Below are 24004 nucleotides of genomic sequence, written 5' to 3' on the forward strand. Positions count from 1 at the left end.
AATGAAGTTTCTTGCGCTACTCTGCCTTATGTTCAACCTGCTTTTAGGCGCTTCTGCGTTTAAAGAGACGCGCTACCTCTATGCGCTGGATAAAACGCTTGCACTTGAGGGATTTATTACCTTTGGCGAGCATACTATTGTGATTGAGTACACGAAACCCAACACCAAAGTGCTCACCTATTTTGAAGATAAACTCTCCATTCAAGATGAAAATGGCTACCAGATGGTTGAAGCACAACAGATGCCCTCACTCACCTATTTATTTATGATTATTAAAGCGGTTCATGAAGAAAACACCCTTTTACTGGAGGAGTTTTTTGATGCCAACGTTGAGCAAAACAGTACCTATCTCTCTCCTAAAGAGGCGATAAGCCATGTGCTTTTTGGGGTGCGTATTGAGCGTAAAAATAAACGTCTGAGTGCGTTACATGTAACGATGAAAAATGGTGATAGGATTGACATTGAAATTATGGAATAAAACGCTGAATATCCTCCTTTTTATAGCGGTACTTACAGGCTTTTTCCTCCTAAAAGAGCGCATCCACCTCTCCTCCAATCTTAGTGCTTTTTTGCCTGAGGGAGAGAGCAAAACCTATTTAGATATTTACGCACACTTCAATACCACCAACGAAATTCTCATTGCCAGCGAAGGGTTTGATAAAAGCTCACTCCAACGCATTAAAGCCATTGAATCCAAACTCACACGCGATCATCAGCTCCTGCTTCACAGTGACATCACCCCTAACGCTAAACGTGTGGAATACCTCAAAACTTACGCTTTTTATACCAAAGCGTTTCAGCCAAAACCCACCGATGACATTGGAGCAACACTTCAGCGCCTTCATGAAGCGATGGTGCATAATCCCTTTTATACCACGATTGATCGCTACGACCCACTGGGCTACTTGAGCGCCCCCAAAGAGAATCACAGCCTGATGATAAAAAATGGGCACTTAGCCCTAGGCGATTTTGGCTATCTTGCCATTTTTAAACCCAACCCTGAGCACGGACTCACACACCATGAAGCACTCTATGCGTTTGTACATGATGCGCTCAAAGGGTTTGAAAACATTCGATACTTTAGTCCCTCTTTTTACTTTGTTGAAAATGCCAAAAACATTAAAGACGATGTCAGTTTACTGGTTTGTATTTCCACGTTTTTGTTGCTTCTTTTGTACCTTGTATACATTCGAAATATTTTTCTTCTAATAAACACGGCCCTTAGCCTTGCAAGCTCTGTGATGCTTGCCTTTTTGGTGCTCTCTTGTGTTTGGAGTGAAATTTCACTCTTTGTCCTTGCTTTTGGAAGTGCCATGAGTACGGTCGCTATTGATTACATGTTTCATCACTATTTACATGGGCATTACTCACGCAAAAAAGGGTTTAACACCGCCGTCTTCTTTGGCTTTTTAACCACCATCAGTGGCTTCTTTATTTTTGGATGGGTCAATTTCTTACTGATTCAGCAACTCTGCTTGTTTGCCATCTTAACCCTTGTGTTTAGCTACCTACATTTTGCGTTTCTCTACCCTTACATGGGGTTTAAAAGCGCTCCCGTGTTTCACTTTTTCAAACCCACATTGCATCTACCCTACCCTCTCATTACCGCTATTTCAGCACTGATATTACTAGGGCTTATTCCCTTTTTAAAGCTTGATGGCAACATTCGAGCACTGGATTATCACAACCAAACCTTATTGAGTGAAGAGGCTTTTTTTAAAAAAAATATGAAAAATATTGGTACAACACCGATACTCATTGAAGCCAGAAACATCGATGATTTAGTAGCAAAAAGCCGTTTAATTGCACAAAAAAGCGCTGACGCTTTCATACCTCTCTCTTTTTTACTCGATGAACAAAGTTTTCAAGCGCAAGCAAAAACCTTAGCCGCTTTTGATGCCAAAACCACACAAACCATCCTTCAAGAAGAAGCAAGAAAAAAAGGGTTTCGAGAAGATTTTTTCAAAGAGGCATACAGCACAACACAGCTCAATCCACCCTTCACACCCCTTAATGAGGCGTTACTCAAGCAAATGGGCTTAAATGTTCTCTCTTATCAAGGAAATGTTTACACCCTAGGTATGGTTAAAGCAGCCGATGTGCCCCTTTTAGAAGCCCAACATTTAGCCCATAGCCTAGAAGCTCAAACCCTCTTTAGCAAAGCCTTAAACGAAATCCATACCGAACTGCTCTGGTGTGGTCTGCTTACCATGGGGCTTATTGTGCTGATTTTACTGCGCATTCGACCGTATGCTTTTTTACTCTGCCTAAGCTTTATTCTGTTTCCTTTGGCCCTCATTTTGCTCTCATTATGGGGAACGCCTCTCTCACTCATGCATCTTTTTATGCTCTTTATCGTGATGGCACTGAGCATTGATTATGGAATTTACAAAGCTGAGCGTACCCAAGAGAGTAACGCAACGCATAACGCTATTGTCCTCTCGCTTTTGAGTACCTTTGCAGGATTTGGTGTGTTGATTTTTAGTCGTATTGGCGCCCTTGAGCACATTGGCTGGGTGGCGAGTGTGGGCGTTATTGCCCTATTTTTACTACTATTAGGAAGAGAAAAACAATGAAAATTACCATCGTCCATGATGACCAAACCCAAAGCGTTTATGAGAGTGAAACCCTCGTTGATAAAACGCTTAAGGGGCGCATTTTGCCTATTGCATCAACCAGTAAAGAAGCAAGTGCGCTTGCCATTTTAAAAGCCTATCTCTCAGGGGCAAAACCTATTTTGTATGACCAGGACAACACCACCCTTGCACAAAAAGTAACCTCCTTTGATACTTCGGTATTAGAGACCATTGATTTTGCTGCGATGTTTTTTACCTCAGGGAGCACAGGCTCTCCCACAGGAGCGTTTAAAACCAAAGCGAACATTGAGACAGATATGGAAGCCTTACTTAGAGAATTTGGAAATTTTAGCGTTGAAAATATCGTGGCTACGGTTCCTTTTATTCATATTTATGGTTTTTTAGCTGCATTGCTTCTGCCCTTAAAACTGAACAAACCGCTTCTCTTTAAAGAGCATTTTTTACCCCATGATTTGTTGGCGTGTGCCACAAAAAACTCGCTGATTGTCACCACACCGCTTTACATCAAATCCCTTTTACGCCTTAATGAGCCTAAAGATTTGAGTCAGACCATTTTTATTAGCTCCACAGGACCTCTAAGTAGCGATATTGCCAAAGTGTTTTGTGACACCTTTAACACCACACTCATTCAGCTTTTTGGCTCAACCGAGACTGGAAGCATTGCTTTTAAAAAGCAAGACGATACGTTTTGGACTCCTTTTCATGGGGTTGAAGTCTCTTTAAATGCCAAAGAGCTTTTACATGTAAAGTCTCCTTTCATCTCACATCAGCTGTGGCAAGAGGGCTTGGTGGAGACAGGAGGTGCCATTCAAAGTTTTGACTATGCACGCATTGAAGAGGGGAAATTTCAACTCTTAGGACGAAGCAATACCATTGTCAAAATTGCGGGAAAACGCTATGCCACTACACAAATAGAAGAAATTTTAGAACGTATGGAAGGGGTAAACAAAGCCCTTGCCAATGTCAAACATCTAGATAGTGAACTCAAAGATGAAGTGGTGGAGCTCTTTATTGAGAGTGAACGTGAAATACGTCTTAAAGAGATTCAATATGCCCTCAAAGAGAGCCTAGGAAACATTAATATTCCCATGAAGCTTTATAGAGTCGAGAAAATAGAGACTTCTCTTATGGGTAAAAAGATGATGCCGCTACGATAAAAAAGAAGGAAGGTTCTAGCTTTGACTAGAACCCTTTGTGTTATAGCATACTTAACTGTACTTGAATGGCTTTGTTAAGATTTTGTATCCATGTGTTGTAATTTTTATGAATAGTGTTTTCTGCTGGATTAAAATCAAGTGCAGTACTATCTTGGTATTGAATACTGTATGCTTTAGTATTATAATTAATAACAACAACGGCAACATGTTTACGCAACGTAAGCACCCCTTGAATCTTACCATCTTCCACTTTTTTCATGACCCAACCAAGACCTGCACCTGCTCGAATAATAGCTTTTTCAACGTCTTTGAGTGATGTATTTGTTTCGTTATTTGAAACCACGCTATTACTCTCAACATTATAAATTGGAGCTGCTGTACATCCCACAAACGCTAACGTAGCTAACGCCGCTATAAATAACATCTTAAACTTTCTCATGCCCATCCTTTAAAAAAATTTAAGCTTATTGTATTGAGTGAAAGGTTAAAAATAACTGAGCCAAAACCCATCAATCCTTATGATTTGCGCCTCTCAAAGCAATCTATAATTAAAAATTGATTACACTCCTAACTACTATACTGCAAAAGAGAGTTTATGGCGATTCACATTACCCATCTTCTAAAACGCTACTCGAAAAATGTCGTTTTAGACCATTTAGATTTAAGCATCAAACAAGGCTCTATCTTTGGACTTCTGGGTCCAAATGGTGCAGGAAAAACCACCCTTGTTTCCATTTTAAATTTTCTCATTCCCAAAGATACAGGGAAAATTACGATTTTAGGGCATGACTGGGATAAAAACCAAAAAGAGATCAAATCTCTGTGTAGCCTCGTTCCCCAATCTTATGCCTTTTATCCAACGCTGAGTGCTTATGAAAACTTAGAATTTTTTGGCGCACTGCATGGACTCAAACACAAAGATTTGAGCCGTCAAATTGCATATGCCCTAGAGATGACCGCACTGGAAAAATACCGCCATAAACGTGCTGAGAGCTTTTCAGGAGGGCTTAAAAGACGCCTTAATATTGCCATTGGGCTCTTAAATAACCCTAAAATACTTTATCTCGATGAGCCAACTGTGGGCATAGACCCTCAATCTCGCCACTATATTTTAAATGTGATTAAAAAAATCAACCAAAGCGAGGGAACGACCATTATCTACACCTCACACTACATGGATGAGATAGAGTACCTTTGCGATGATATTGCCATTTTAGACCACGGAAAAATTATGTTCCACCAAAGCAAAGAGGAGCTCATGAAAAATGACCACATCGCCACACTGCATTTAAGCGATGAGAGTCAAAAAGAGATCAACCTCTACGAAAATTACGATGCGCTGGTGGACGTTTTTTGTGAAATCAAAGAAAAATCGTTACATGTAAAAGAGCTTCAACTGCCTAAAAACAGTTTAGAAGCTCTTTTTTTATCGTTGACAAAAAAAGAGCTGAGGGATTAATGCTGTACCATACTTTAAAAAAAGAATTTCTACTTATTTTACGCAATCAACACGCACTCATTGTACTCTTTGTGATGCCAACTCTGTTTATTATTATCATGTCTTTAGCGCTTCAAAACACCTATGCTAATAAATACGATGTCAAACTCAACATTGGTGTTCAAAGCGAAAGTAATGCCTCCGCTTTTGGTGCCTTTATGGACAAACTCAATCAAAACCAATTTTTCAACTTTCGCCTCATTGAAAATGACACCATCATTGAAGAGGTACTCTCCAATAAAACCTACGATTTTATTCTCTCTATGACGCCTAATTTTATGGAAAATATTGTCAAAAATGAAGAGGCGTCCATTAAAATTATCTCTCGCTCGGATGTCGCTTACCAACAAGTTGCCTTTTTAAAACAGTTTTTGAGTCTTAAAATGGCAGAGATGGTCATTGAAAATTTTTCAACCGTTCTTAACCTCAAATCAGCGACACAAGCACGTTTTGAAGAGAAAATTACCCATACCTATGTGCTCAAGGACAACCATCCCACACAAATCACCTCCGTACAACACAGTGTCCCTTCATGGCTTATTTTTTCGATGTTTTTTATTCTTATTCCTATCTCCAACACCTTTATTAACGAGAAAAATTTTGGCACCATGGACAAACTTCGCAGCATGAATATCCCCTTAAGTGGCGTTATGATTGGAAAATTTATTCCCTATTTTGTGATGAATCAGTTACAGGTTTTTTGTATGCTCTTAGTGGGTATGTATCTCTTACCTCTTTTAGGAGGCGATGCGCTGGTGATTCAAGGAAGTCTCTTTTTGCTCATGCTCATCTCTGCTGTTGTTTCCATTGCGGCGATTTCCTTTGCACTGAGTATTGCGACCATCAGTAACAGCAGTGAAATGGCAACGATTTTGGGCGGAACGTCCAACATCATGCTTTCAGCACTGGGAGGTATTATGGTGCCTAAAATTGTGATGCCAAAACTGATGCAAGATATTTCAGAACTTTCGCCTATGTCTTGGGCACTCGATAGCTTTTTGGAGGTTATTGTCAATGGTGGCAGTTTTGGAGACATTCAACATGCGCTTTTCAAACTCCTTGCCTTTGCCCTTTGCTTTTTTAGCCTTGCTTACCTTATGCTTAAATACAGGAGAGATTAAACTATGACCCAAACCCCTAATGCACTCAAACAAGAACTCAAAGAACTCATTTTAAAAGAGTGTGACAAAGAAGAGTTTAGTCTTGAAGATATTGACGATGATGCGCCTCTTTTTGGTTCAGATGCACTTCTACAACTCGATTCTATGGATGCGCTTCAAATTTCAATGGCGTTGAAAGAAAAATATGGCATTGAAATTACCGATAGCAAAAAAATTCGCTCCATTATGAGCAATATTAACACTTTAGCAGACTTTATTGGGGCACAATGAGTTCACACAAAGCGTATCTTACAGGAGCGTCTTTGTGGTGCAATTTAGGCAAAACTCCAAATGAAATCACCCGTACAGTACATAGTCTCAATGCTCACAATTATGAAATTTTTTTACAAGAGCATTTTGCACAAAAGCCCTATTATCATCTCTTAGAATCATTTGAATCTGAAGAAAAAAAACTCTATACATGTATTGATTATGTCGTAAAAAAAGCTATTGAAGCAGCAAAATTAGACAAGGAAGAACAGGCTGAGTTAGCCATTTTTATTGGCTCAACAGCTATGGGCATTTCCTTAAATGAAGAGAGCTATACACGCTACGTATTAAGCAAAGAAGGAAAAGCATTTGAGCATATTGGGTATGGCTACTTAGGTGAATACCTTGAAACGTTAACACACTCCAAACATAAAGCACTTTTGTTTTCCACTGCCTGCACCTCTAGCGTTAATGCTCTTGCCTATGCATCTAAAATGATTGAGCAAGGCGTCATTTCAAAAGCGTTGGTTTTAGGCATTGAACTGTTTAATCAAACCACCTACAATGGCTTTTCTTCTTTAATGCTCCTCTCTAAAAGCAATATCTACCGTCCTTTTGATGAAAAAAGCGATGGAATTATTTTAGGAGAGGGGTGTTCAGCGCTTATACTCGAAAATCAACCCAAACACACAGATGATTTTTACTACAAAAGTTCAAAAAATATCTGCGATATTTACAGTGAAACCACAAGCGATCCCTCGGGTGAGCCTATTTTTGAAACGATGGATGGTGCACTTAAGGCAGCGCATCTTCACTTACATGACATCAATCTTATTAAAGCCCATGCCACGGGGAGTGAAAATAACAACACTTCCGAAGCCAATGCCCTTAATCTTCTATTTGAAAAATATAAGACACACGCCCCTGTGACAGCATTAAAACCTTTTATTGGACATACATTGGGGGCGAGTGGATGCAATGAAATTGCTTTAATGCTCTTATGCGCTAAAAAAGGCTTTCTTCCTCATACTTTAGGATTTGAAAAAGGAACAAAAGAGACAAGCTTCACGCCCATGCGTGAGCCTTTTACATGTAAAGATAAACCTCTCTCCATACTTTTCAATTTTGTCGCCTTTGGGGGAAATACCACTTCCCTCATTTTGGCACGAGACTAGGAGAGAAGATGTATATTCACCATGCGTATGAACTTTTAGAGCCTACTCAAGAGCTCACACTTTATAAACAAAAGCTAGCTTCTGTATGTAAAATCAATCTCAGACGTGCCAATAAATTTAACCTTTTAGCCGTTTATGGCGCACTCTCATGCCTTCAAAACAAACCCTTTTCTTCCAATATTGGCATCTACTTAGCCACCGAATATGGACCCGTAGAGAGTATGGTTTCTGTGTTAGAGCAGGTCAGTAAAAAAGATGGCATCATTATGCCTTTTGATTTTTTGGGTATTAACACCAATGCCAGTTTTTACATCGCTCAAGCACTCAAGGCAGAAGGAAAACACATGATGCTTACTGCTCACAACCAAAGTTTTGAAAAAGCATTACAACTGGCATATTTTGACCTTATACACAAAGAAGTAGACGATGTTTTAGTTGGATATGTCGATACTTCCTTGAGTTTTATAGAAGAAAAGCACCACCCTTTTGTCACGCAAAATACACACGATCAAAGCTATTGGCTTTATGCCAATCGTGAACCTCATAATGCCCTCGCTAGAATAGAAAGCATCGAAGCATTTGCCAATAATGAAGTAATGCATAGAAGTTATCCTGACACAATATTAAACAGTGGAACAATCTTTCAATGCTTAGCGCATGAAAGCAAAAATCTTTTACATGTAAAACATGATGAAAAGGGAAAATGTATGGTTATAAAGATGCAGAAATTATAGACTTTTAGATAAAGAGAGACCAACAAAATTATTTAAAGGGGCCTCTCTTTATCTCTTTATTTACGCAGTGTGGTTATAACCTCTTTATCAAACAAAAATGTATCGATAAGCTTTTGCATAGCAATTGGGTAATTTTCAAGCGTGCTTGGAATGGCTGTTGCAGCAGCAAATGATGATTCCCACTCATGATGAATGGTATAATTTTTATTAAATACCTCTTTTTCACGTATCACTATTTTAAAATTTGCAGACAAATCAGCCGTTCCTGTACTCATTCCCGTATCAAGTTTATTGGTTAATAGCTCTGTGGTAATTTTAATATCGGAGCTCTCATCGTAAAGAGAGGCTTGTTTGAGCTCTTCTTTTAAAGAAATTTCTAGGTATTCTTGAAAGCTTCCACCATAAGGAGAGAGCATTTGATTGGTTCCTCTGCCCACCAAAACCGTTTTTGCGTGTGCCTCTGCTGAAGAGAAATCATTTTTTTGAACACGCATGGTTTTTAAATCGCTATCTTTCAATTCATTAATCGAATTAAAATTGGGGGTAAATTCAATCCCCTTGCTTGAACACCCTGACATAAACAGAGCTAAGCCTAAAAACACTACGATATGTTTTAGATATTTCATGGGTCTATTCCTTCTTATTGATTGAATTTATCTGTTTTCTCTAGCTTGAGAAGCATCTCTTTAAAAGCCGTTTCTGTGGCTCTTTTAGCCGACAACGAAAAATCTTTCATCAATTCACCCGCACTCGCATGCCCTTTAGCAGACATCGTATCGCTCCATACCATAGCTCCATCAAGGTTAACAGCATTGCATGAAAGCTCCACGGTAAAATCTGTTGGTGGCCAGATAAGCACATTGGTAGAAGATGAATCTGTTTTTATTGTAGTCGTAAATAGGTATATAATGTTTTTATTCGCAATATACGCTTTATCTTCAAGAGATTTGACCGCATAAACCCTCTTAAATTTACGAGAAAGCATGGTGTTCAAAGCACCTTCAAGATCAGCATACGGCGTATAGGTAATGTTATCGCCCCCGCCACCAGGCGTTGTCGTTGCTGTCTTTTTCGCTTCATCAGAAATATAATATCCCACATTCACATCTGCTTTGTTTTCGACTTGCACTTCCCTTATGTCATTTAAAGATGGTGCAATAGATATTTTATGAGAACATCCACTCAATAACAATACAAGAAATATCCCGCCTATTATACTTTTCATTTTTGCCCTTTGTATTATTCATTTTTCAACCCACTTGCTTATTAAATACTCTGTAAACTCACGTATTTAACACAAAATTATAACCATCTACTTTTAAATATTTGTAAAGCCTAAAAGTAACAAAGAAAACCCTTTACATGTAACGCTATTTTAGTGTTTTTAAAAGCCTAAAAGCTTGCTCTTCATACGTGGAGGCTTCTATGAGTTTATTGGCGATTTTTTGGGTATTGAGACTCTGAGGCTTTTTACTTCCCTCCACACAGTAGAGCGCAAACTCTCGTAACGCACTACCTGATTTCACCATAAGTGCTGAAGCCTCCTCTAAAAGCGCTTCATTTAAACCATACTCTTTTGCTTCTTTCAAAAACGCTGCGTAGACAAATCGAAATCCACCGCCTCCTGTGCCAATCTCTTCTTGCATGCGTACAATATGGGTAAGGTAATTCTTCACGTAACGCTGATTCTCTTCTGTTTGAAGACTTAGAATTTTTTGGGCTAATTTTCGCATGCCTTTTACCCCAGCAAAGGGAAAAGGAGTGAGCATTGCTTTGGCATTTTTCACAATGGCTTGGTGTAAGATGGCATGCATATCCACCTCTTGTGGCATGTTCTTAGGATAGTACATAAACCCTTTGGGCGCAAAAACACCTTTGGCAAAACGAGCCTTACTTAGCCCCTCCTGCGAACACACCACCGCCTCTTCAAACACAGGATCGGAAATAAGGTAGTTTTCTTCTTGCATGCCATAGACCAAAAGGTTATGGGCATTAAAGTGAAAACGCATATCTTTGGGAAAATAAGGTAAATAATAGACCGAGGTTTGAAGCCCTACGATTTTTCCCTCACTGAGCACGCCTTTAAGCGCTTCATTCGCCTCTTTTTCGCCTTTAAACGTCTGCGTTTTCATCGTTACATGTAACGATTTTGAAAGCGTTTTAATAATGCTTTTGGGCAGGCTTCGATAGGCAATTAAAGGCAGATTGTTCACTTTTACAAAAGGTAAATAGACAAAACTTAAGGCATGCGCCAGTCCAAACGCCATGGGCTCACTTAAAGGAAATCCATACGCAGAAAAAAGCGTTGCCATCACACCGCTTTCACAGTGGGCAAATTGGGCATGTTCAAAAGGCTTTGGGGTCAATGAAACTCCTTTAACTGAGCAAGTGAAATCGAAAAAGCATCGGCATAACATTGCAAAAGCGCATCACTCATGCGCTTGAAAACACGCATTTTAAGATGACGCTTGACTCGAAATTGAAACATACCCACCGCACTCGCTAAGGTTGGCAAATCCATTCGATTTTCATACATGTAAAACGCAATGGGCGAATCTTCTCCCTTTTGAATGCGACCTAAACACTCTTGTTTGAGGAGTTCATACTCTTCTACCGCCACTTGAGTCGCAAACTCCTCGATGGAGCTTCCATAGTTATAACGCTCAAAAGTACCCTGCTCATTTTGAGCGTACATCACCTTTTGCATTCCCTCAAGGGTCTCATTTTTTTCGTGCGGAATTTCTATCATTTAAACCACTTCTAGCAACATAAATGCGGTGGAAAAACGCCCACTCTCAGGGATATAACACAAAATCTTCTCCCCTTTTTGAAGTCTATTGGAGTGAAATAACTCTTCTAAAATAATGTAAATGGAAGCCGAACCTGTATTGCCACAGCGAGGTAAATTGGTAAACCACTTCTCATAGGGTATCTCAAGTCCAGCTTCTTGCATACCTGCATAGAGTTTATCTCTAAAGAAGTGTGAGGAGTAGTGTGGCAAAAAGTAATCTATCTCTTTCTCCACCAACACTCTTTTGCCTAAGATTTTTTTCAAAGGTTTCACAACCGTGTACTCTACGATATTTTCATTCAAAAGTTTGACATCTTGTGCAACACCTAAAAGCGATTTTTCCATAATTTCCGCTTGCGTGTAATTACGCCACCCCACAGGCTTTGTATCGACTATCTCGCATCCGCTGTACATACACGTTGGCATTTGCCCTGCATAGGAGAGCAGTTCTATCCACTCTATTTTTAATGAGAGTTTGTTTGTGTTAGGCTTGTTTTGGAGCAACATCGCTCCTGCCCCATCGGAGAGCATCCAGCGTAAAAAATCTTTCTCAAACGCTAAGGTCGGATTGGCTTCTAAAAGCGCCCACTGTTTGGACTCTTCTTCAAAATTTTGCGCCCTAAGTGCTAGAGAGGCTGTCTCTGAACCTGTGGCAACACCGCTTTCACACTCCCCACTCTTAATGGCATAGTAGACATATTTTAAAGCATTCATACCACTTAGACAAATGCCTGAAGCACTGAGGGTTTCAATTTCATTGAGACCAAGCTCACCTTGCACCATTAAGGTATGGTTGGGCATAAGCTGATCTGGCATGGTTGTCCCACACGAGAGCACCTCCATCGATTCAAGCCCAAAGTGTTCGTTTTGAAGTTTTTTAATGGCATTGGCGGTGATTTGCGCATTGGAAAAAAGCGCTTTTTGCGTCCCTTTTTCCAACACATAGTAACGCTGTTTAATCCCATTACTGCGCAAGACAATCGCTTTTGCTTTGGATTTTTTACCGCCAATGTAGCCTAAATACTCCTCCATCTCATCGTTAGAAACAGGCTCGTTGGGCATAAAAGTTTGAATATCGTTAATGTAAATTGCGTTGTTCATGATGCTAAAAATTCCTTGAGTTTATAAGTATCTGAGCCTGAAGGAAGCTCATAAAAAGCTTTTTCTTTCTCAACCGCTGTTTTATTTATTTTTCGATAGAGCGTTTGAATAAGCATATTTAAAGGCACAACCGTGATAATCATTGCCACCAAAAAAAGCGTATACAGCCAAATAAACGCATGGCGTTTCAGCTCCCCTTGTTTGGAAAATGCCCGAATGAGTTTTCCCCAAATCGTAAAACTGCGTGTGCCAATCTTTTCACTGCGAATAAGCTTCTCATCCACATTCACCGCTCCTAAGCCCTTGCATAAAGGCTTAAAGCGTTTCTCTTCATCGTTTTGCAACCCTTGATGAATCGCACGACCAAAACGAGAGGCACGCTCTATCTCCGCTTCGCTAATCCCCGCTTTTGGCAATCCCCAAAACGCCTCTTTTTTACCTGTAAGCATCCAGCGAGGCGTGGTGATAAACGTCGCCAAAGAGCTTCCTTGATCCACCAAAACAATGTTATCGATGAGCTTTGCGCCTATCTCGTTGAGGAGCATTTTCACCTTCTCTTGCGCCATAATCCACATATTGCGACACCCAATCACGGTGATAACGGGAACATTAGCAAGTTTTTCTTTGGCATAGGCTGATTTTAAAAATGCGGTGATAGGAATGGAGGGTGAGAGAAACCACACCTGATAGGCTAAAATCACCACATCATAAACGTTTTCATCGGCTTCAAAAGGCTCTATCGCACACGGCTCAAGCGCAACCGCTTCAGGAAAAACACCCATAAACGTCCAAAAATCCCACGGAAATGGGTAAGCTTTGATAGGCTTAATGGTGCGATGCACTATCTCATAACATTTTGCTTCGCTCAAAGGAGCGAGCATGGAGTGAAGCACCTCGTTTAATTGCCCACTTTGCGAATATGAAACGACTAAAATTTTCTTCACGTTTGTTCCTATCGTCCTAAAATTTCTTTGCCATGAATACGTTTTTCATTGATTTGCGACAATGAATAAATGACCCGTGAGGGAGTCACTGCCACAATGGGCTTGGCACGACTTTGCATTTTCACTCCCGCTAAATTCAAACGGCTGTTGTAGAGTTTAAAACTCCCCACAATGTCACTCGCCACAATCGAAAGTGCCGAATTTTCAACCCGCAAAGGGGCGTCTTTGTTTTCAATGACACTGTTCAGTATTTCCACCTCCGCATTAAAGAGACTTAAATTCTCAACGATGGCATTTTCAATGACCACTTTTTGCGAATCATAAATGACAAGGTTTTTAATACGCCCTGAATAGCGCTGATTGGAGACATGGCGCACTTTAATGGTGTAAGCGTCTTTGCCCATTTTAGGAGGAGGCGTTGCAACCATTTTACCTTCAAGATGTGCCAAAAGCACAGCATAAAACTCCCTCTCGTGTGAGAGCATCGGCACATGGGCGGCTTCTGGAAGGATAGCAAGCGTGGAGTGAGGCATGAGTTTGTCTAAAACATACCCTGTCTGCAACGGCGCTATCTCATCATTTTTTCCCCAAATAATGGTCGTTCTCTGCAGTACGCTTTGCGGAATCGTATTGAAACTGGTTTGCACCAATGCCACCGCAGCTATGGTGGCAGGCGTTCCACCAAGAACACTCTCTCTAAGGGTAGGTGAGTGTAAAATACTCTCCATATTTTCCATTTTGGCGTTAATTTTATCGCTCAATCTATCGACAAAGCGATTGAGTTTTTGAGACTGGATGCCTTGAAAGAGCTCTCCTTGTTCCTCGAAAAAGTGATTGACTTTGCGGTGCGTTAAAAAGTTACTGTACGCCAAAGGATGCAAAATACCCGCCGCATCCACCAATACCAAGCTTTCAACATCCATAGGATACGCATGGGTATAATAAAGCGCAATGGCTCCCCCCATCGAATGCCCCACTAAATGAAAAGGGCGTTTGAGATAGGTTTGAGTGAGAAAACGAATCACTTTGGCGTAATTTTCAGGTGAATAAAGCTCATTGGATTTACTCGAGTTTCCAAATCCTGGTAAATCAAACCGAACCACATAGTACTCTTTTTCCAAAAGAGCAACAGTACCTTCCCAAATGCTAGAAGCCTCATCGCCTAAGCCATGCACCAACACCACCGCTTTATTTTTGGGATTGCCTGAAGTTTGAAGATAAACGGAACTGTTAAACACTGGCTCGGTGACGTAAACACCCTTTAAAGTATTGGCAGATAAAAGCGTGGCGCACAAAAGCCAAAAAAGAAAAAACAGACGCACACTACACCTCTTGCAGGGCTATCATCACCGTGCCATCGGCGATTTTTTCATGCCCTATGAAAGCTTCAAAAAAAAGCTCAGATGTCATACCAAATGAGCCTTTGTGTTCACAGTGCATCACTAAAGCGTTCTCTTTGGGTGTTACATGTAAAGTAATTTCTTTCATTAAAACCAAAAAACCCATGCGAGGCGTTTCCTCCTCACCAAAGGCGCTAAAGGACTGTGCGGCAGCTTCAACAATCATGGCAAGCGTAGGCGTAGAAGCAAACTCACAGAGCACTTCTGCTCTGTTTTCTGTTCGCCTCAACACCTCTTTAGCAAAGCGAATAGGCGCTAAATGAGGCAGATTCATAACTCCACCTCCACCACACACGTTTTTTTCTCTGCTTCTTGCGCAATAAAAAGCATCTCACTAATGGAAGCGGGAATGCCTTTAGTCTGGCTTTTTTGCACAGTAACATTGGCTTGCATGTGACTATGGCGCACGACCAATGCCACCGCACTCTCCAAATAATCAATACAACGGTTCACCTCAGCAATACGAGGAATATTAAGTGTTTCAAAACAAAGAAGCAATAACACATCGCCATCGAGTGCCTTAAGCGCTCCCGCTTTTAAGACATTGCATGCCGTTTTATCCCCGCTTGAAAGTGTCAAAATTTCACTGTGATTCTGTGTCAAAATGGAGAGATACGAAACGGCGGTGTTGTACACCGAGTTTTGAAAATCACTGGGACTTACACCCCTCCCCTCTTTCATCGCTTCAAGCAAAGAGGCACTTACCCCCAATTCGCCATATGCACTCCCGCAAATAATACGTCCTTTATCAAAATGCTCCATGCACGCTAAGAGCTCCACCAACAGTTTGGAAGCAGGGGTGAGCCTTCTTCTTAGCATCATATTAGGCACGAGTTCTTTGATACGAGAAAGAGATACGCTACTCTCTCCTAAAAGATAGGCACTGCTTAAAATCTCTAAATTAACCTTCATCAAAAACTCCAAAAAGCAGTGAAATATTATTGCCACCAAATGCTAATGAGTTACTCAAAACGTACCTAAGAGGATGAGAAAGAAGTTCATATACAAAACGAAGTGTTGAATTTTCAGGGGTTTTCAAAAAGGTATTAGGTGGAAGCACCTGTTTTTGAAGTGCTAACACACAAATAATTGCCTCTAAGGCACCAGCAGCACCCAACGTATGCCCTGTAATAGACTTGGTAGAACTCACAAAAGGGCGTGAACCAAAAAGCGCTTCAATTGCACATGCTTCACTATGGTCGTTTGCCAACGTTCCTGTGCCATGTGCGTTAATATAATCCACTTCGTGAGGTAAAACACCCTCACATTCCAAAGCATTTTGCATCGCCTTTATTGCACCTTCCCCATGAGCAGAGGGTTGTGCCATATGATGCGCATCAGAGCTGTATCCAACCCCTTTGAGCTGTACACACCCTTGTACTGGCTCATTTTCAAGCAGTAAAACCGCAATGCCCTCAGAAACATTCATCCCTTGACGCTTTTCATCAAAAGGACAACATGCCTGTGTGCTTAAAACACCCAATGCATCAAAACCTAAAACAGTGGTAGAAGAGAGCGTATCAAACCCTACGACCAATGCGCGTTGATAGACCCCTTTTTGAATCACTTCATACGCATATCCTAGCGCATTCGCACTGGACGTACACGCAGTAGAAAAAGAGATATCATCCTTAAAACCATACACTTCATGCAAAGATGAAGCAATCGTGTGAATGATATGACGTTTAGGATCAACCTGCGCATAAGAATGGTCACGAAAAAAAATTTCCTCCGTACGTTGCATGCCACCCACGGATGAGCCCACCACCAAAAGCGTGTCGTAAAAATCTTCTATGCCCCTTTGAATACGAACTGTCTCACATACCCGATGCAAAAGTGTCTCTAAGGAGACTCGAGAAGGAACTTTTCCAAGCGCTACCGTTTTGTCTTTCACATACCCATCATAACTTCCAATACCACTTTGATGTGTACAAATCGCCTCAAACAAAGATTCACTGTTTAAACCTGCGCAACACACAGATTCAAACGCCGTGATAAAAACACTATTTGGCTGCATTAATAAAATCAAGCAAACTTTTTACGGTGGCAAAAATGGTCTGATACTCTTTGGAATCGACTATTTTAATGCCAAATTCTTTATCAATCGTTAACACCAATTCAATCGAATCTACTGAATCCAACCCTAGGCCATCTTCCCCAAATAAAGGCATTTCATCGTCAATATCTTCAGGTGTTATATCTTCTAATTTTAAGTTACGAATTAAAATCTCTTTGAGTGTTCTAACATCAACCATCGCCCGCTAACCTTTACATTCAATTTTGTGTTTAAGTGTACTTTAATATCACTTTTAATTTTATAAAAAATAAGCATGGCGTAACATTTATATGACATTTTTCCATAAAAACACTCTATATGCAAACTCACTTTAAAACCTTAATATTATTTTAAACTAATTCCACTATAATGACGTCAATTTCAGAACTTCATTAAAAAAGAACTTCACCTAAAACCTACCAGATTTGAGAAATCCTCAGTGAGTATGTAGGTTTTTTACATACGATATTGACGGGTTATTCCCCATTAAAATTTTTATGTACATGAGTTTTGTGCTAAGTGCACGTTAGTATTGTTTTGGAAAAATAAAACACATGGAAAACAGATGGAAAACAACACATCAACACCCACATTTGAATCTTTTGGCTTACACCAAGATATTCTAAAAGCCGTTACAGAAGCGGGCTTTACAGAACCAAGCCCCGTACAAGCAGAGTCAATTCCTTTAGTATTAGCAGGACATGACATCGTTGCGCAAGCACAAACAGGTACAGGTAAAACAGCCGCATTTGGTCTTCCAACCATGAGCATGATAGATGCGCACCAAAACAAAGTTCAACTTTTAGTGATTACGCCAACCCGTGAACTAGCCACACAAGTGAGCGATGAGCTTTACTCGTTGGGACGTTTTTGCGGCATTAAAACCGTTACCATTTATGGAGGTAGCTCTTACAGCCGTCAAATTGGTTTGATTGAAAAAGGGGCAAGCGTTATCGTTGCCACACCAGGTCGTATGCTTGATCTTCTTAAAAATGGCAGACTTCCTGGTTTTTCACCAAAAATGGTTGTCCTAGACGAAGCCGATGAGATGCTTGATATGGGCTTTTTAGAAGACATCGAAGAGATCTTTACCTACCTTCCAAAAGAGCGTCAAACCCTCCTTTTCTCAGCAACAATGCCAGATCCCATCAAACGTCTTGCAAGCAAAATCTTAAATGATCCAAAATTTGTCAGTGTGACACCAAAAGATCACACGACAAATGATGATATTGAACAACTTTACTACGTGATCAACGAATACGAGAGAGACGATGCGATGATTCGTCTTTTAGATGCGCTTGAGCCTGAGAAATCCATCGTATTTTGCCGTACTAAAAAAGAGGTTGATAGACTCTCCACACAACTCATGGCAGTAGGGTATGCCGCAAAAGGACTTCATGGGGATATGGAGCAAAACCAACGTGAGAGCGTTATTAAGGCGTTTCGTAGTTCACAAATTGAGATTCTTGTTGCAACCGACGTTGCCGCACGTGGTCTTAACGTTGCTGACATCAGCCACGTTTTTAACTACCATATGCCATTTGATCCAGAGAGTTATGTACATAGAATTGGACGAACAGGACGTGCGGGTAAAAAAGGGACTGCGATTACGCTTGTAACGCCTATTGAGTTTCACTCAATGCAGAGAATTGGTAAAAAAGTTGGCTCAAAAATCGAACACAGAATTGTGCCAAGTTTGAGAGATGTTAAAGAGAACAAACTGGTTAAAATTGCAGATGATATTAAAAACGCAGATATTCATGAGAGTGCAGTTAAACTTCTAGCTCTTTTAGAAGAAGAGATGGATATGTCTCAAATTGCGCTTAAACTTCTCTCCAATCTTTTAAAAGAGAACAGCCCCGTAGGACCAGATAAAATCGGACTTGATAAAAAAACCTTAGAAAATGTGGTTAAAAACATTGAAGAGCGTGAAAACAGCCGTGGCGGACGTGGCGGTTATAGAGGAAACTCAGGTGGTAGAAGCAGTGGCGGTTATAGAGGAAACTCTAGTGGAAGCCGTGATGGTGGTAGCTACAGAGGAACGTCAAGTGGTTCACGTGATGGTGGCGGCTACAAAGGCTCTAACCCTAGAGATGCTGGAAGCAGAGACTCACGTCCTCCACGAAGTGACAGCGCACCACGTGGTGAGAGCCGTAACCCATTTGCAAAAGAGGGTAGCTCAACAGGTTCACGTGATGGCGGCGGATACAAAGGTACACGTGATAGCGGTGATAGCAGACCACCCCGCGCTCCAAGAGCCGATAGACCAAGCGCACCACGTAGCGATGCAGGTCGCGCTCCAAAAGCCGCTCCTCGTAACGCTTACAAAAAAGATTAATTCTTCGCTTTTATTGAGGTGCGTGATTTTATCACGCCCTCATACCCCGTCGTTTTAACCGCATCCAAATAGACCTTATCTTCAATTCCCTCTTTCGCAACAATCACTGCTTTTTTGCTCTCTAGGGTGACTTTGAGACTCTCCACACCCTCCACATTTTTGAGTGCTTTTTTCACCGCTGTGGTGCATAAAGGACAGTGCATCCCTGAAACCAAAATCACCACCTCTTCTTGTGCGAATAACACGGTTGCCATTACAAGCATGAAAATATACCTCATTCATTCCCTTCTAAAAAAAACTGCGCAAACTCAGGATAAAGTAAAATCAATAAAATAACGCCTAAAACTATGGCATACATCCACGCATAAGTCTTGCGTTTTTGAAGCTTACATGTAACGCATTGTGCCGTGTAACTTCGCCATGAAAACCATAAAATCAGTAGAGAAAACAAAGAAAGTGGAATGCGAAACGGGCTTAGCGACTCAGCAAAACTCAAAAATCCAAACGAAATGCCAAAGAGTAAAAAGAGCAGAGGCGGCAAGCAACATGTTGTTGCTAAAACCGCTGTAAAAAGCGCTGTAATGACACTCAGCACCTCTTTTTTCATTTAAAATTTTTCTTGAGAGAGAAAGCTGTAACAAAACGAGGCTGGAGCGTAGTAGTCTAAGACCTCATCTTCGACCTCTGCGTAAGGGTACCCAAACATATTAAGAGGAATTTGGGAAGGTTTTGGCTCTAAAATAAAATCACGTCCTGTGTTATAGCCCATCCAGTTCATCTCCCAATTGCCAAAAAAGTACGCACGTACCTCTTTTACAAGCGGGTCATTCAGTGTTAATTTCTCTGCCAAAATCACTTTGGTCACATCGGCTGGGTCGCACGGAACCCATCCGCATCCATTAATGTAAAACTCCGCTCGACAATGCTCCGCCCCTGTAATTTTTGCTAAGCCATTTTCATCACTGCTACCGCACGCTTTAGAAAAACGAGAACTGCCCAGTCGAATGCCAAACATTTCACGACATGGCACGCTCACACTTCGTAAAAGGGCAACAAACACAGAGCTAATATCGGTGCATTTTCCACCCAAAATATTCTCCTCAATCGCCTTTCCCGCATCACCCACACCGCATCCAATCACACTGTTGTCACGGTACATGTTTTCTGTCACCCACATATAAATTGCTTTGGCTTTTTCCAGCGGTGTTTTCGCATTTTGCGTAATTTGAAGGGCTAACGCTCTTACTTTTCCCGTGGTAGGAATATGTGCGGTGGGTTTGAGATAGCGCGCAACCTCTTTGGGATATTTGGTTGAACTCTTTGCTTTGCTTAAGTCCACCGTGCGCTCATAGGTGGTAATGGTATAGCTTACCTCAAGCAGTTTTTCTCCACCCTCTTTCCACTGAGTATAGAGAGTTCTGGCTTTGTACGTATTTTTGTCCGTTACAAATGCACGGGTGGCGTTAGAGTTAAACTTAAAATCGCTCACCTTTTGATACGAACTCTCCAGAGGCAGTGGCACCCATAATTTTGTAAAACCATTAACATTTTCATGTTGGAGGTTATAGCTGTTTTTAACGTGAAAAACACGCTTTTTGCTCTTAGCCTCACTTGCCTCTAAAATAGAAACATGTGGGAAAATCACACCGCTGGCACCTAAAGCAACACACCCTTTCATAAATGCTCTTCTTTGCATGAAAAATCCTTTTTTGATCATAAAATTCTTGACACGTTTTGAGAGGAAAGCTCTAAAAACTACGCTAACGCTAGGGTAAACATAAAGAAGTAGAACTTAAGAAAGGCTATTTATGTTCATCTAACCCTTAGACTGCGTGCATGAATGATTTTACATTTTCAAATCTTAAAATCGTCATAGTCAATACTATTAAGCTTTTTTAAGAAGATAGAGATACTCGTAAATATGGTGCTTATGTGCTTTATTTTTGTAGGCTTTAAAACGGTGATGCGGCATTTTAACAAACGAAAAATCACCATATTTTTTCATCATTTCCTCAATCGCTTCGTGCGACAACAGCCCCTCATCGTTGTAGCTTAAAACCACGTAGGAGAACGCTGCTTTTTGAATAATCTCTTCTAAGGCACACAGCGCCGTGGTGGCTTTACAGTAGCGTGAACTCACATAGTCCCTCACCCCTGTTTTGCCTTTGGGCACAAAGGTATCGTACTGCGCAATGGTGTTTAAGAGATGATAATTCGCCCCGTACTGCCTGCGATTGTATGGTGGGTCAAGGTAGAGAATGTCCCCTTTAAGCTTTGAGATAAGCACATTAGCATCTTCACAAAAAACCTGATGGAGTGCATGGTTTGGGGTGTAAGGCAGTGGCTTTAAACGCATAGCCTCACAGGCTTGAGGTTTAAGTTTTTTTAAAAAAGCACTGTACACCGAAGCGGTATTTGCCACTGTATCTGCACTGCACAGCAACGAGGCAAGCAGATAAAAGTAGAGCATTTCATTCTTTTTGTACGCCTCAATACCCTGACGTAGGGCATCAATTTTTTGCGCATTTTCATCGGAGAAATACCCTCTGCCACTGCGCTTAGAATAGTGCGTAAAAAGCCAACCTTGCACAGGCGCAAGCGCATTAAGCGCTTCTATTGTTGTATCAACGCCTTCTAGCACACCCGTTTGCAACTGTGCTTTGTTCAACACATAACTGTAATACTCCATGTCATTGCTAAGAACCAGCGCACCTTTTTGCGCAAAAAAACTTCCCACGACCCCGCTTCCTGCAAACAAATCACAGACGATTTTTCCCTGTAACGAGTCCTCGCTCAGCGCTAAAATGTGTTTTTCAAGAAAGGGTAAAAGCTTTGCTTTGGAGCCTATGTAGTTCATCATTTTCCTGCACGATTTTTTATATCATAGCAAAAAAATCACTTTACATGTAAAGAGTTAAAAGCTGATTTTAAACCCGTTTTTACCTTTTACATGTAAATACTCTAAAACAAATCCATGCTTCACGATAATGGCGTTAGCAATGTAAAGCCCTAGCCCTAACCCCGTACTAGAACCCTCAACCGCACGGTTAAACGGGCGTGAAAAGTCCATCTTCTCTTTGGCAATTTCCTCACCCACACTCTCAATACACACCATCCCCTCTTCAATACGTACATCCACCGTGTGTGTCGAGTGCTTAAGAGCATTGTCCAAAAGATTTTTCAACGCCGTGGCAAAAAGCTCAAAATCAATCAAAATAAGAGAAACAAACTCTTGTGAATGCACCTCAATACGGCTCGTATCGCACAGCAGTAAATCCCTTGCATGGTCTAACACATCGATCATCCGATACGCCTTTGGCTCTAAAACCCACTCGTTGGAGCTGAGTTTTTCCACCTTTACCATCTCTTCTAAAAGGGTTTCTAAGCGCTCAAAAATGCGCTCCATTTGGCTTTGATGTTTGGCATTTTCTAAGCTATGGCAGACTATTTTACCCTTCATAATGGGTGTTTTAAGCTCATGCAAGATATTGCGTAAAAAAAGCGTTCGTGCCTCTTTGAGGTGGTGAATTTTCTCCATGGCGTGATTAAACTCAACCGCAATTTCACCCAATTCATCCTCACTCTCCACCCCAATAGCTTGAAATTTTTTCGCATTTCCCACATCTTCGATAGCACGTTTAAGATGACGCAGTCGCAAAAGTTTTCGAAGCACCACACTAAAAAAGAGCACCATCAAAAGGTTAATCACCACCCCTAAAATCCATACACGCTCAGGACGAAACACTCCCTCATCTTCTAAAACAATCCGTTCATCAACCAACCACATGGGCGGTAGTGGTGGCATACCAAACTCTTTAAAACCATGCGGAGGTGGTGGCGGTGGGAAGCCTTGCTTAGGCACAAAATAGAGCTTTTTTTCATAGCGCATCATCTCAAATAAAGGGTCTTCCAAAAGAGGCTCTCCGCTTTCGTAGAGCGTTTGCGCTGGCATAGAACTTATCCTTACATGTAAAGGTTTTAGCTGCTCATTGAGCGCTTCAAAGGAGACATCTTGGGAGAGCCTTACTGCCATGATAAAACGCTGAAACGCAAAGTAGTTTAACTCACTGTTTTGACGTTTATACTCCAACGCCAACGCAAGGTTAATCACCACCAAACACAACGCAAAAAAGAGGGAAATAAGCGTAATGATGGAAATTTTACGCATTGACAAACTTATACCCCACCCCTCGTACCGAGAGAATAAAACGAGGTTTTTTGGGGTCATCGCCTATTTTTTGGCGAATCCTCCCCATAATGACATCAATGCTTTTCAAACTGCTCTCATACTTGATGGAACCAATGTTTAACAAAAGCTCTTCTCGAGAAATAACATACCCCTCTTTTTTGAGCATATACAAGACAATGTCATACTCTGCTTGGGTGAGTTTGAGTGCTTCTTTGCCACGCTTGATGGTATGGCGCTCCTCATCGACACAAAACGTCACAGAGCTTACCTCTTCAACGCTACTGCGCCGCCTTAGAATGGCTCGAAGCCTAAACGCTAACTCTCGTGGGTCATAAGGTTTGGGTAAAAAGTCATCCGCTCCCCGTTCAAAACCCATCACTTTGTCGTTCATATCTGAGCGTGCGGAGGAGATAATAATTGGAAGATTGGGCAGGCTTTGATGCACAATACGGCAAATCTCAAGCCCATCAATTTGTGGTAAGGAGAGGTCAAGTACAAGTGCGTCAAATACGCCATTTTGCAAAGCAGTTAAACCCTCCAAAGGGCTCAAGGCTAGGCTGGTTTGAATCTGCTCTTTTAAGAGAGATTCTTGCAAAAGTTGACCCAATTCTACGTCATCTTCAATCATCAGTATGTTCATCATGCCTGATTATA

General features: G+C 41.1%; 27 protein-coding genes. 9 read left to right on the forward strand and 18 right to left on the reverse strand.

What is annotated here, in order from left to right; translation table 11 throughout:
- The first annotated feature begins 1 nt into the window (after position 1).
- Genes SULBA_RS11085 through SULBA_RS11095 form a run of 3 tightly spaced genes read left to right on the forward strand, consistent with a single transcriptional unit; the run spans position 2 to position 3754 of the window.
- Positions 2–478, forward strand: coding sequence for a hypothetical protein (locus SULBA_RS11085; protein ID WP_014770382.1), 477 nt, complete (start codon positions 2–4; stop codon positions 476–478).
- On the forward strand, positions 462–2576 hold the full coding sequence (locus SULBA_RS11090) for an MMPL family transporter (RefSeq protein ID WP_014770383.1): 2115 nt from the start codon (positions 462–464) through the stop codon (positions 2574–2576). The genes SULBA_RS11085 and SULBA_RS11090 overlap by 17 nt, the downstream gene beginning before the upstream one ends.
- Complete coding sequence (locus tag SULBA_RS11095; protein ID WP_014770384.1) at positions 2573–3754, forward strand: AMP-binding protein; 1182 nt, start codon at positions 2573–2575, stop codon at positions 3752–3754. Before SULBA_RS11090 ends, SULBA_RS11095 begins: the two co-directional genes overlap by 4 nt.
- A gap of 40 nt (positions 3755–3794) precedes the next feature.
- Here the strand turns inward: SULBA_RS11095 and SULBA_RS11100 are convergent, their stop codons facing one another.
- Complete coding sequence (locus SULBA_RS11100) at positions 3795–4178, reverse strand: hypothetical protein (protein WP_245391411.1); 384 nt, start codon at positions 4176–4178, stop codon at positions 3795–3797.
- A 171-nt stretch (positions 4179–4349) separates the two neighbouring features.
- On the opposite strand from SULBA_RS11100, the gene SULBA_RS11105 reads away from it, so the two are divergent.
- From SULBA_RS11105 to SULBA_RS11125, 5 genes are read left to right on the forward strand one after another with little or no spacing between them, the layout of a single operon-like run.
- On the forward strand, positions 4350–5213 hold the full coding sequence (locus tag SULBA_RS11105) for an ABC transporter ATP-binding protein (protein ID WP_014770386.1): 864 nt from the start codon (positions 4350–4352) through the stop codon (positions 5211–5213).
- Positions 5213–6373 carry an ABC transporter permease gene (locus SULBA_RS11110; protein ID WP_014770387.1) on the forward strand — a complete coding sequence of 387 codons (1161 nt, stop codon included), beginning with the start codon at positions 5213–5215 and terminating at the stop codon, positions 6371–6373. Before SULBA_RS11105 ends, SULBA_RS11110 begins: the two co-directional genes overlap by 1 nt.
- Before the next feature lie 3 nt (positions 6374–6376).
- Positions 6377–6643, forward strand: coding sequence for a phosphopantetheine-binding protein (locus tag SULBA_RS11115; RefSeq protein WP_014770388.1), 267 nt, complete (start codon positions 6377–6379; stop codon positions 6641–6643).
- Complete coding sequence (locus tag SULBA_RS11120) at positions 6640–7797, forward strand: beta-ketoacyl synthase N-terminal-like domain-containing protein (protein ID WP_014770389.1); 1158 nt, start codon at positions 6640–6642, stop codon at positions 7795–7797. Before SULBA_RS11115 ends, SULBA_RS11120 begins: the two co-directional genes overlap by 4 nt.
- 8 nt (positions 7798–7805) lie before the next feature.
- Positions 7806–8531 carry a hypothetical protein gene (locus tag SULBA_RS11125; protein WP_014770390.1) on the forward strand — a complete coding sequence of 242 codons (726 nt, stop codon included), beginning with the start codon at positions 7806–7808 and terminating at the stop codon, positions 8529–8531.
- A gap of 56 nt (positions 8532–8587) precedes the next feature.
- Here SULBA_RS11125 and SULBA_RS12820 read toward each other — a convergent pair whose 3' ends face one another.
- The 11 genes from SULBA_RS12820 to SULBA_RS11180 all read right to left on the reverse strand — a co-directional run bounded on the left by SULBA_RS12820 (position 8588) and on the right by SULBA_RS11180 (position 17022).
- Positions 8588–9157 (reverse strand): hypothetical protein, encoded by a 570-nt coding sequence (locus SULBA_RS12820; RefSeq protein WP_014770391.1) that lies wholly within the window; start codon positions 9155–9157, stop codon positions 8588–8590.
- Positions 9158–9171: 14 nt separating this feature from the next.
- Positions 9172–9756 (reverse strand): hypothetical protein, encoded by a 585-nt coding sequence (locus SULBA_RS11135; RefSeq protein WP_014770392.1) that lies wholly within the window; start codon positions 9754–9756, stop codon positions 9172–9174.
- Positions 9757–9901: 145 nt separating this feature from the next.
- Positions 9902–10897, reverse strand: a complete 996-nt coding sequence (darH, locus tag SULBA_RS11140; RefSeq protein ID WP_014770393.1) for a BtrH-related acyltransferase DarH — start codon at positions 10895–10897, stop codon at positions 9902–9904.
- Positions 10894–11280 (reverse strand): DarG family dialkylresorcinol biosynthesis protein, encoded by a 387-nt coding sequence (locus SULBA_RS11145; RefSeq protein WP_014770394.1) that lies wholly within the window; start codon positions 11278–11280, stop codon positions 10894–10896. Before SULBA_RS11145 ends, darH begins: the two co-directional genes overlap by 4 nt.
- Positions 11281–12423, reverse strand: coding sequence for a beta-ketoacyl-ACP synthase III (locus SULBA_RS11150; protein WP_014770395.1), 1143 nt, complete (start codon positions 12421–12423; stop codon positions 11281–11283).
- Positions 12420–13367: a hypothetical protein gene (locus SULBA_RS11155; RefSeq protein ID WP_014770396.1), complete on the reverse strand. Its 948-nt coding sequence runs from the start codon at positions 13365–13367 to the stop codon at positions 12420–12422. Before SULBA_RS11155 ends, SULBA_RS11150 begins: the two co-directional genes overlap by 4 nt.
- A gap of 8 nt (positions 13368–13375) precedes the next feature.
- Positions 13376–14689, reverse strand: a complete 1314-nt coding sequence (locus SULBA_RS11160; protein ID WP_014770397.1) for an alpha/beta fold hydrolase — start codon at positions 14687–14689, stop codon at positions 13376–13378.
- A 1-nt stretch (position 14690) separates the two neighbouring features.
- Positions 14691–15041 carry a hypothetical protein gene (locus tag SULBA_RS11165; protein ID WP_014770398.1) on the reverse strand — a complete coding sequence of 117 codons (351 nt, stop codon included), beginning with the start codon at positions 15039–15041 and terminating at the stop codon, positions 14691–14693.
- Positions 15038–15679, reverse strand: coding sequence for a beta-ketoacyl synthase chain length factor (locus SULBA_RS11170; RefSeq protein ID WP_014770399.1), 642 nt, complete (start codon positions 15677–15679; stop codon positions 15038–15040). The genes SULBA_RS11165 and SULBA_RS11170 overlap by 4 nt, the downstream gene beginning before the upstream one ends.
- Entirely contained in the window at positions 15669–16796 is a 1128-nt protein-coding gene (locus SULBA_RS11175) for a beta-ketoacyl-[acyl-carrier-protein] synthase family protein (RefSeq protein ID WP_245391412.1), read from the reverse strand. Before SULBA_RS11175 ends, SULBA_RS11170 begins: the two co-directional genes overlap by 11 nt.
- Positions 16771–17022, reverse strand: a complete 252-nt coding sequence (locus tag SULBA_RS11180) for a phosphopantetheine-binding protein (RefSeq protein ID WP_014770401.1) — start codon at positions 17020–17022, stop codon at positions 16771–16773. Before SULBA_RS11180 ends, SULBA_RS11175 begins: the two co-directional genes overlap by 26 nt.
- Positions 17023–17388: 366 nt before the next feature.
- On the opposite strand from SULBA_RS11180, the gene SULBA_RS11185 reads away from it, so the two are divergent.
- Positions 17389–19161: a DEAD/DEAH box helicase gene (locus SULBA_RS11185; RefSeq protein ID WP_014770402.1), complete on the forward strand. Its 1773-nt coding sequence runs from the start codon at positions 17389–17391 to the stop codon at positions 19159–19161.
- On the opposite strand, the gene SULBA_RS11190 is transcribed toward SULBA_RS11185, so the two are convergent.
- The 6 genes from SULBA_RS11190 to SULBA_RS11215 all read right to left on the reverse strand — a co-directional run bounded on the left by SULBA_RS11190 (position 19158) and on the right by SULBA_RS11215 (position 23993).
- A complete protein-coding gene (locus SULBA_RS11190) occupies positions 19158–19439 on the reverse strand; it encodes a heavy-metal-associated domain-containing protein (protein WP_014770403.1) in 282 nt (93 codons plus the stop codon). The two genes, SULBA_RS11185 and SULBA_RS11190, sit on opposite strands and share 4 nt — an antisense overlap.
- Complete coding sequence (locus SULBA_RS11195) at positions 19436–19768, reverse strand: mercuric transporter MerT family protein (RefSeq protein WP_014770404.1); 333 nt, start codon at positions 19766–19768, stop codon at positions 19436–19438. The genes SULBA_RS11190 and SULBA_RS11195 overlap by 4 nt, the downstream gene beginning before the upstream one ends.
- The gene (locus tag SULBA_RS11200; RefSeq protein ID WP_014770405.1) at positions 19769–20857 is read right to left on the reverse strand and encodes a transglutaminase family protein; all 1089 of its coding nucleotides are present in this window, start codon (positions 20855–20857) and stop codon (positions 19769–19771) included.
- A gap of 189 nt (positions 20858–21046) precedes the next feature.
- Positions 21047–22018 (reverse strand): DNA adenine methylase, encoded by a 972-nt coding sequence (locus tag SULBA_RS11205; RefSeq protein ID WP_014770406.1) that lies wholly within the window; start codon positions 22016–22018, stop codon positions 21047–21049.
- A 57-nt stretch (positions 22019–22075) separates the two neighbouring features.
- Entirely contained in the window at positions 22076–23329 is a 1254-nt protein-coding gene (locus tag SULBA_RS11210; RefSeq protein WP_014770407.1) for an ArsS family sensor histidine kinase, read from the reverse strand.
- Positions 23322–23993, reverse strand: coding sequence for a response regulator transcription factor (locus SULBA_RS11215; RefSeq protein ID WP_050985289.1), 672 nt, complete (start codon positions 23991–23993; stop codon positions 23322–23324). The genes SULBA_RS11210 and SULBA_RS11215 overlap by 8 nt, the downstream gene beginning before the upstream one ends.
- Positions 23994–24004: the final 11 nt, after the last annotated feature.

The organism is Sulfurospirillum barnesii SES-3, from assembly GCF_000265295.1.
Taxonomy (GTDB): Bacteria; Campylobacterota; Campylobacteria; order Campylobacterales; family Sulfurospirillaceae; genus Sulfurospirillum; species Sulfurospirillum barnesii.

Excerpts from the sequence above, each read along its gene's own strand:
- SULBA_RS11165 (WP_014770398.1), bottom strand. The coding sequence starts at position 15,041 with ATGAATCTGCCTCATTTAGCGCCTATTCGCTTTGCTAAAGAGGTGTTG.
- SULBA_RS11200 (WP_014770405.1), bottom strand. The coding sequence starts at position 20,857 with ATGCAAAGAAGAGCATTTATGAAAGGGTGTGTTGCTTTAGGTGCCAGC.
- SULBA_RS11105 (WP_014770386.1), top strand. The coding sequence starts at position 4,350 with ATGGCGATTCACATTACCCATCTTCTAAAACGCTACTCGAAAAATGTC.
- SULBA_RS11190 (WP_014770403.1), bottom strand. The coding sequence starts at position 19,439 with ATGAGGTATATTTTCATGCTTGTAATGGCAACCGTGTTATTCGCACAA.
- SULBA_RS11145 (WP_014770394.1), bottom strand. The coding sequence starts at position 11,280 with ATGATAGAAATTCCGCACGAAAAAAATGAGACCCTTGAGGGAATGCAA.
- SULBA_RS11110 (WP_014770387.1), top strand. The coding sequence starts at position 5,213 with ATGCTGTACCATACTTTAAAAAAAGAATTTCTACTTATTTTACGCAAT.
- SULBA_RS11180 (WP_014770401.1), bottom strand. The coding sequence starts at position 17,022 with ATGGTTGATGTTAGAACACTCAAAGAGATTTTAATTCGTAACTTAAAA.
- SULBA_RS11135 (WP_014770392.1), bottom strand. The coding sequence starts at position 9,756 with ATGAAAAGTATAATAGGCGGGATATTTCTTGTATTGTTATTGAGTGGA.
- SULBA_RS11125 (WP_014770390.1), top strand. The coding sequence starts at position 7,806 with ATGTATATTCACCATGCGTATGAACTTTTAGAGCCTACTCAAGAGCTC.
- SULBA_RS11100 (WP_245391411.1), bottom strand. The coding sequence starts at position 4,178 with ATGTTATTTATAGCGGCGTTAGCTACGTTAGCGTTTGTGGGATGTACA.
- SULBA_RS11095 (WP_014770384.1), top strand. The coding sequence starts at position 2,573 with ATGAAAATTACCATCGTCCATGATGACCAAACCCAAAGCGTTTATGAG.
- SULBA_RS12820 (WP_014770391.1), bottom strand. The coding sequence starts at position 9,157 with ATGAAATATCTAAAACATATCGTAGTGTTTTTAGGCTTAGCTCTGTTT.
- SULBA_RS11195 (WP_014770404.1), bottom strand. The coding sequence starts at position 19,768 with ATGAAAAAAGAGGTGCTGAGTGTCATTACAGCGCTTTTTACAGCGGTT.
- SULBA_RS11115 (WP_014770388.1), top strand. The coding sequence starts at position 6,377 with ATGACCCAAACCCCTAATGCACTCAAACAAGAACTCAAAGAACTCATT.
- SULBA_RS11170 (WP_014770399.1), bottom strand. The coding sequence starts at position 15,679 with ATGAAGGTTAATTTAGAGATTTTAAGCAGTGCCTATCTTTTAGGAGAG.
- SULBA_RS11120 (WP_014770389.1), top strand. The coding sequence starts at position 6,640 with ATGAGTTCACACAAAGCGTATCTTACAGGAGCGTCTTTGTGGTGCAAT.
- SULBA_RS11205 (WP_014770406.1), bottom strand. The coding sequence starts at position 22,018 with ATGAACTACATAGGCTCCAAAGCAAAGCTTTTACCCTTTCTTGAAAAA.
- SULBA_RS11210 (WP_014770407.1), bottom strand. The coding sequence starts at position 23,329 with ATGCGTAAAATTTCCATCATTACGCTTATTTCCCTCTTTTTTGCGTTG.
- SULBA_RS11085 (WP_014770382.1), top strand. The coding sequence starts at position 2 with ATGAAGTTTCTTGCGCTACTCTGCCTTATGTTCAACCTGCTTTTAGGC.
- SULBA_RS11150 (WP_014770395.1), bottom strand. The coding sequence starts at position 12,423 with ATGAACAACGCAATTTACATTAACGATATTCAAACTTTTATGCCCAAC.
- SULBA_RS11185 (WP_014770402.1), top strand. The coding sequence starts at position 17,389 with ATGGAAAACAACACATCAACACCCACATTTGAATCTTTTGGCTTACAC.
- SULBA_RS11215 (WP_050985289.1), bottom strand. The coding sequence starts at position 23,993 with ATGATGAACATACTGATGATTGAAGATGACGTAGAATTGGGTCAACTT.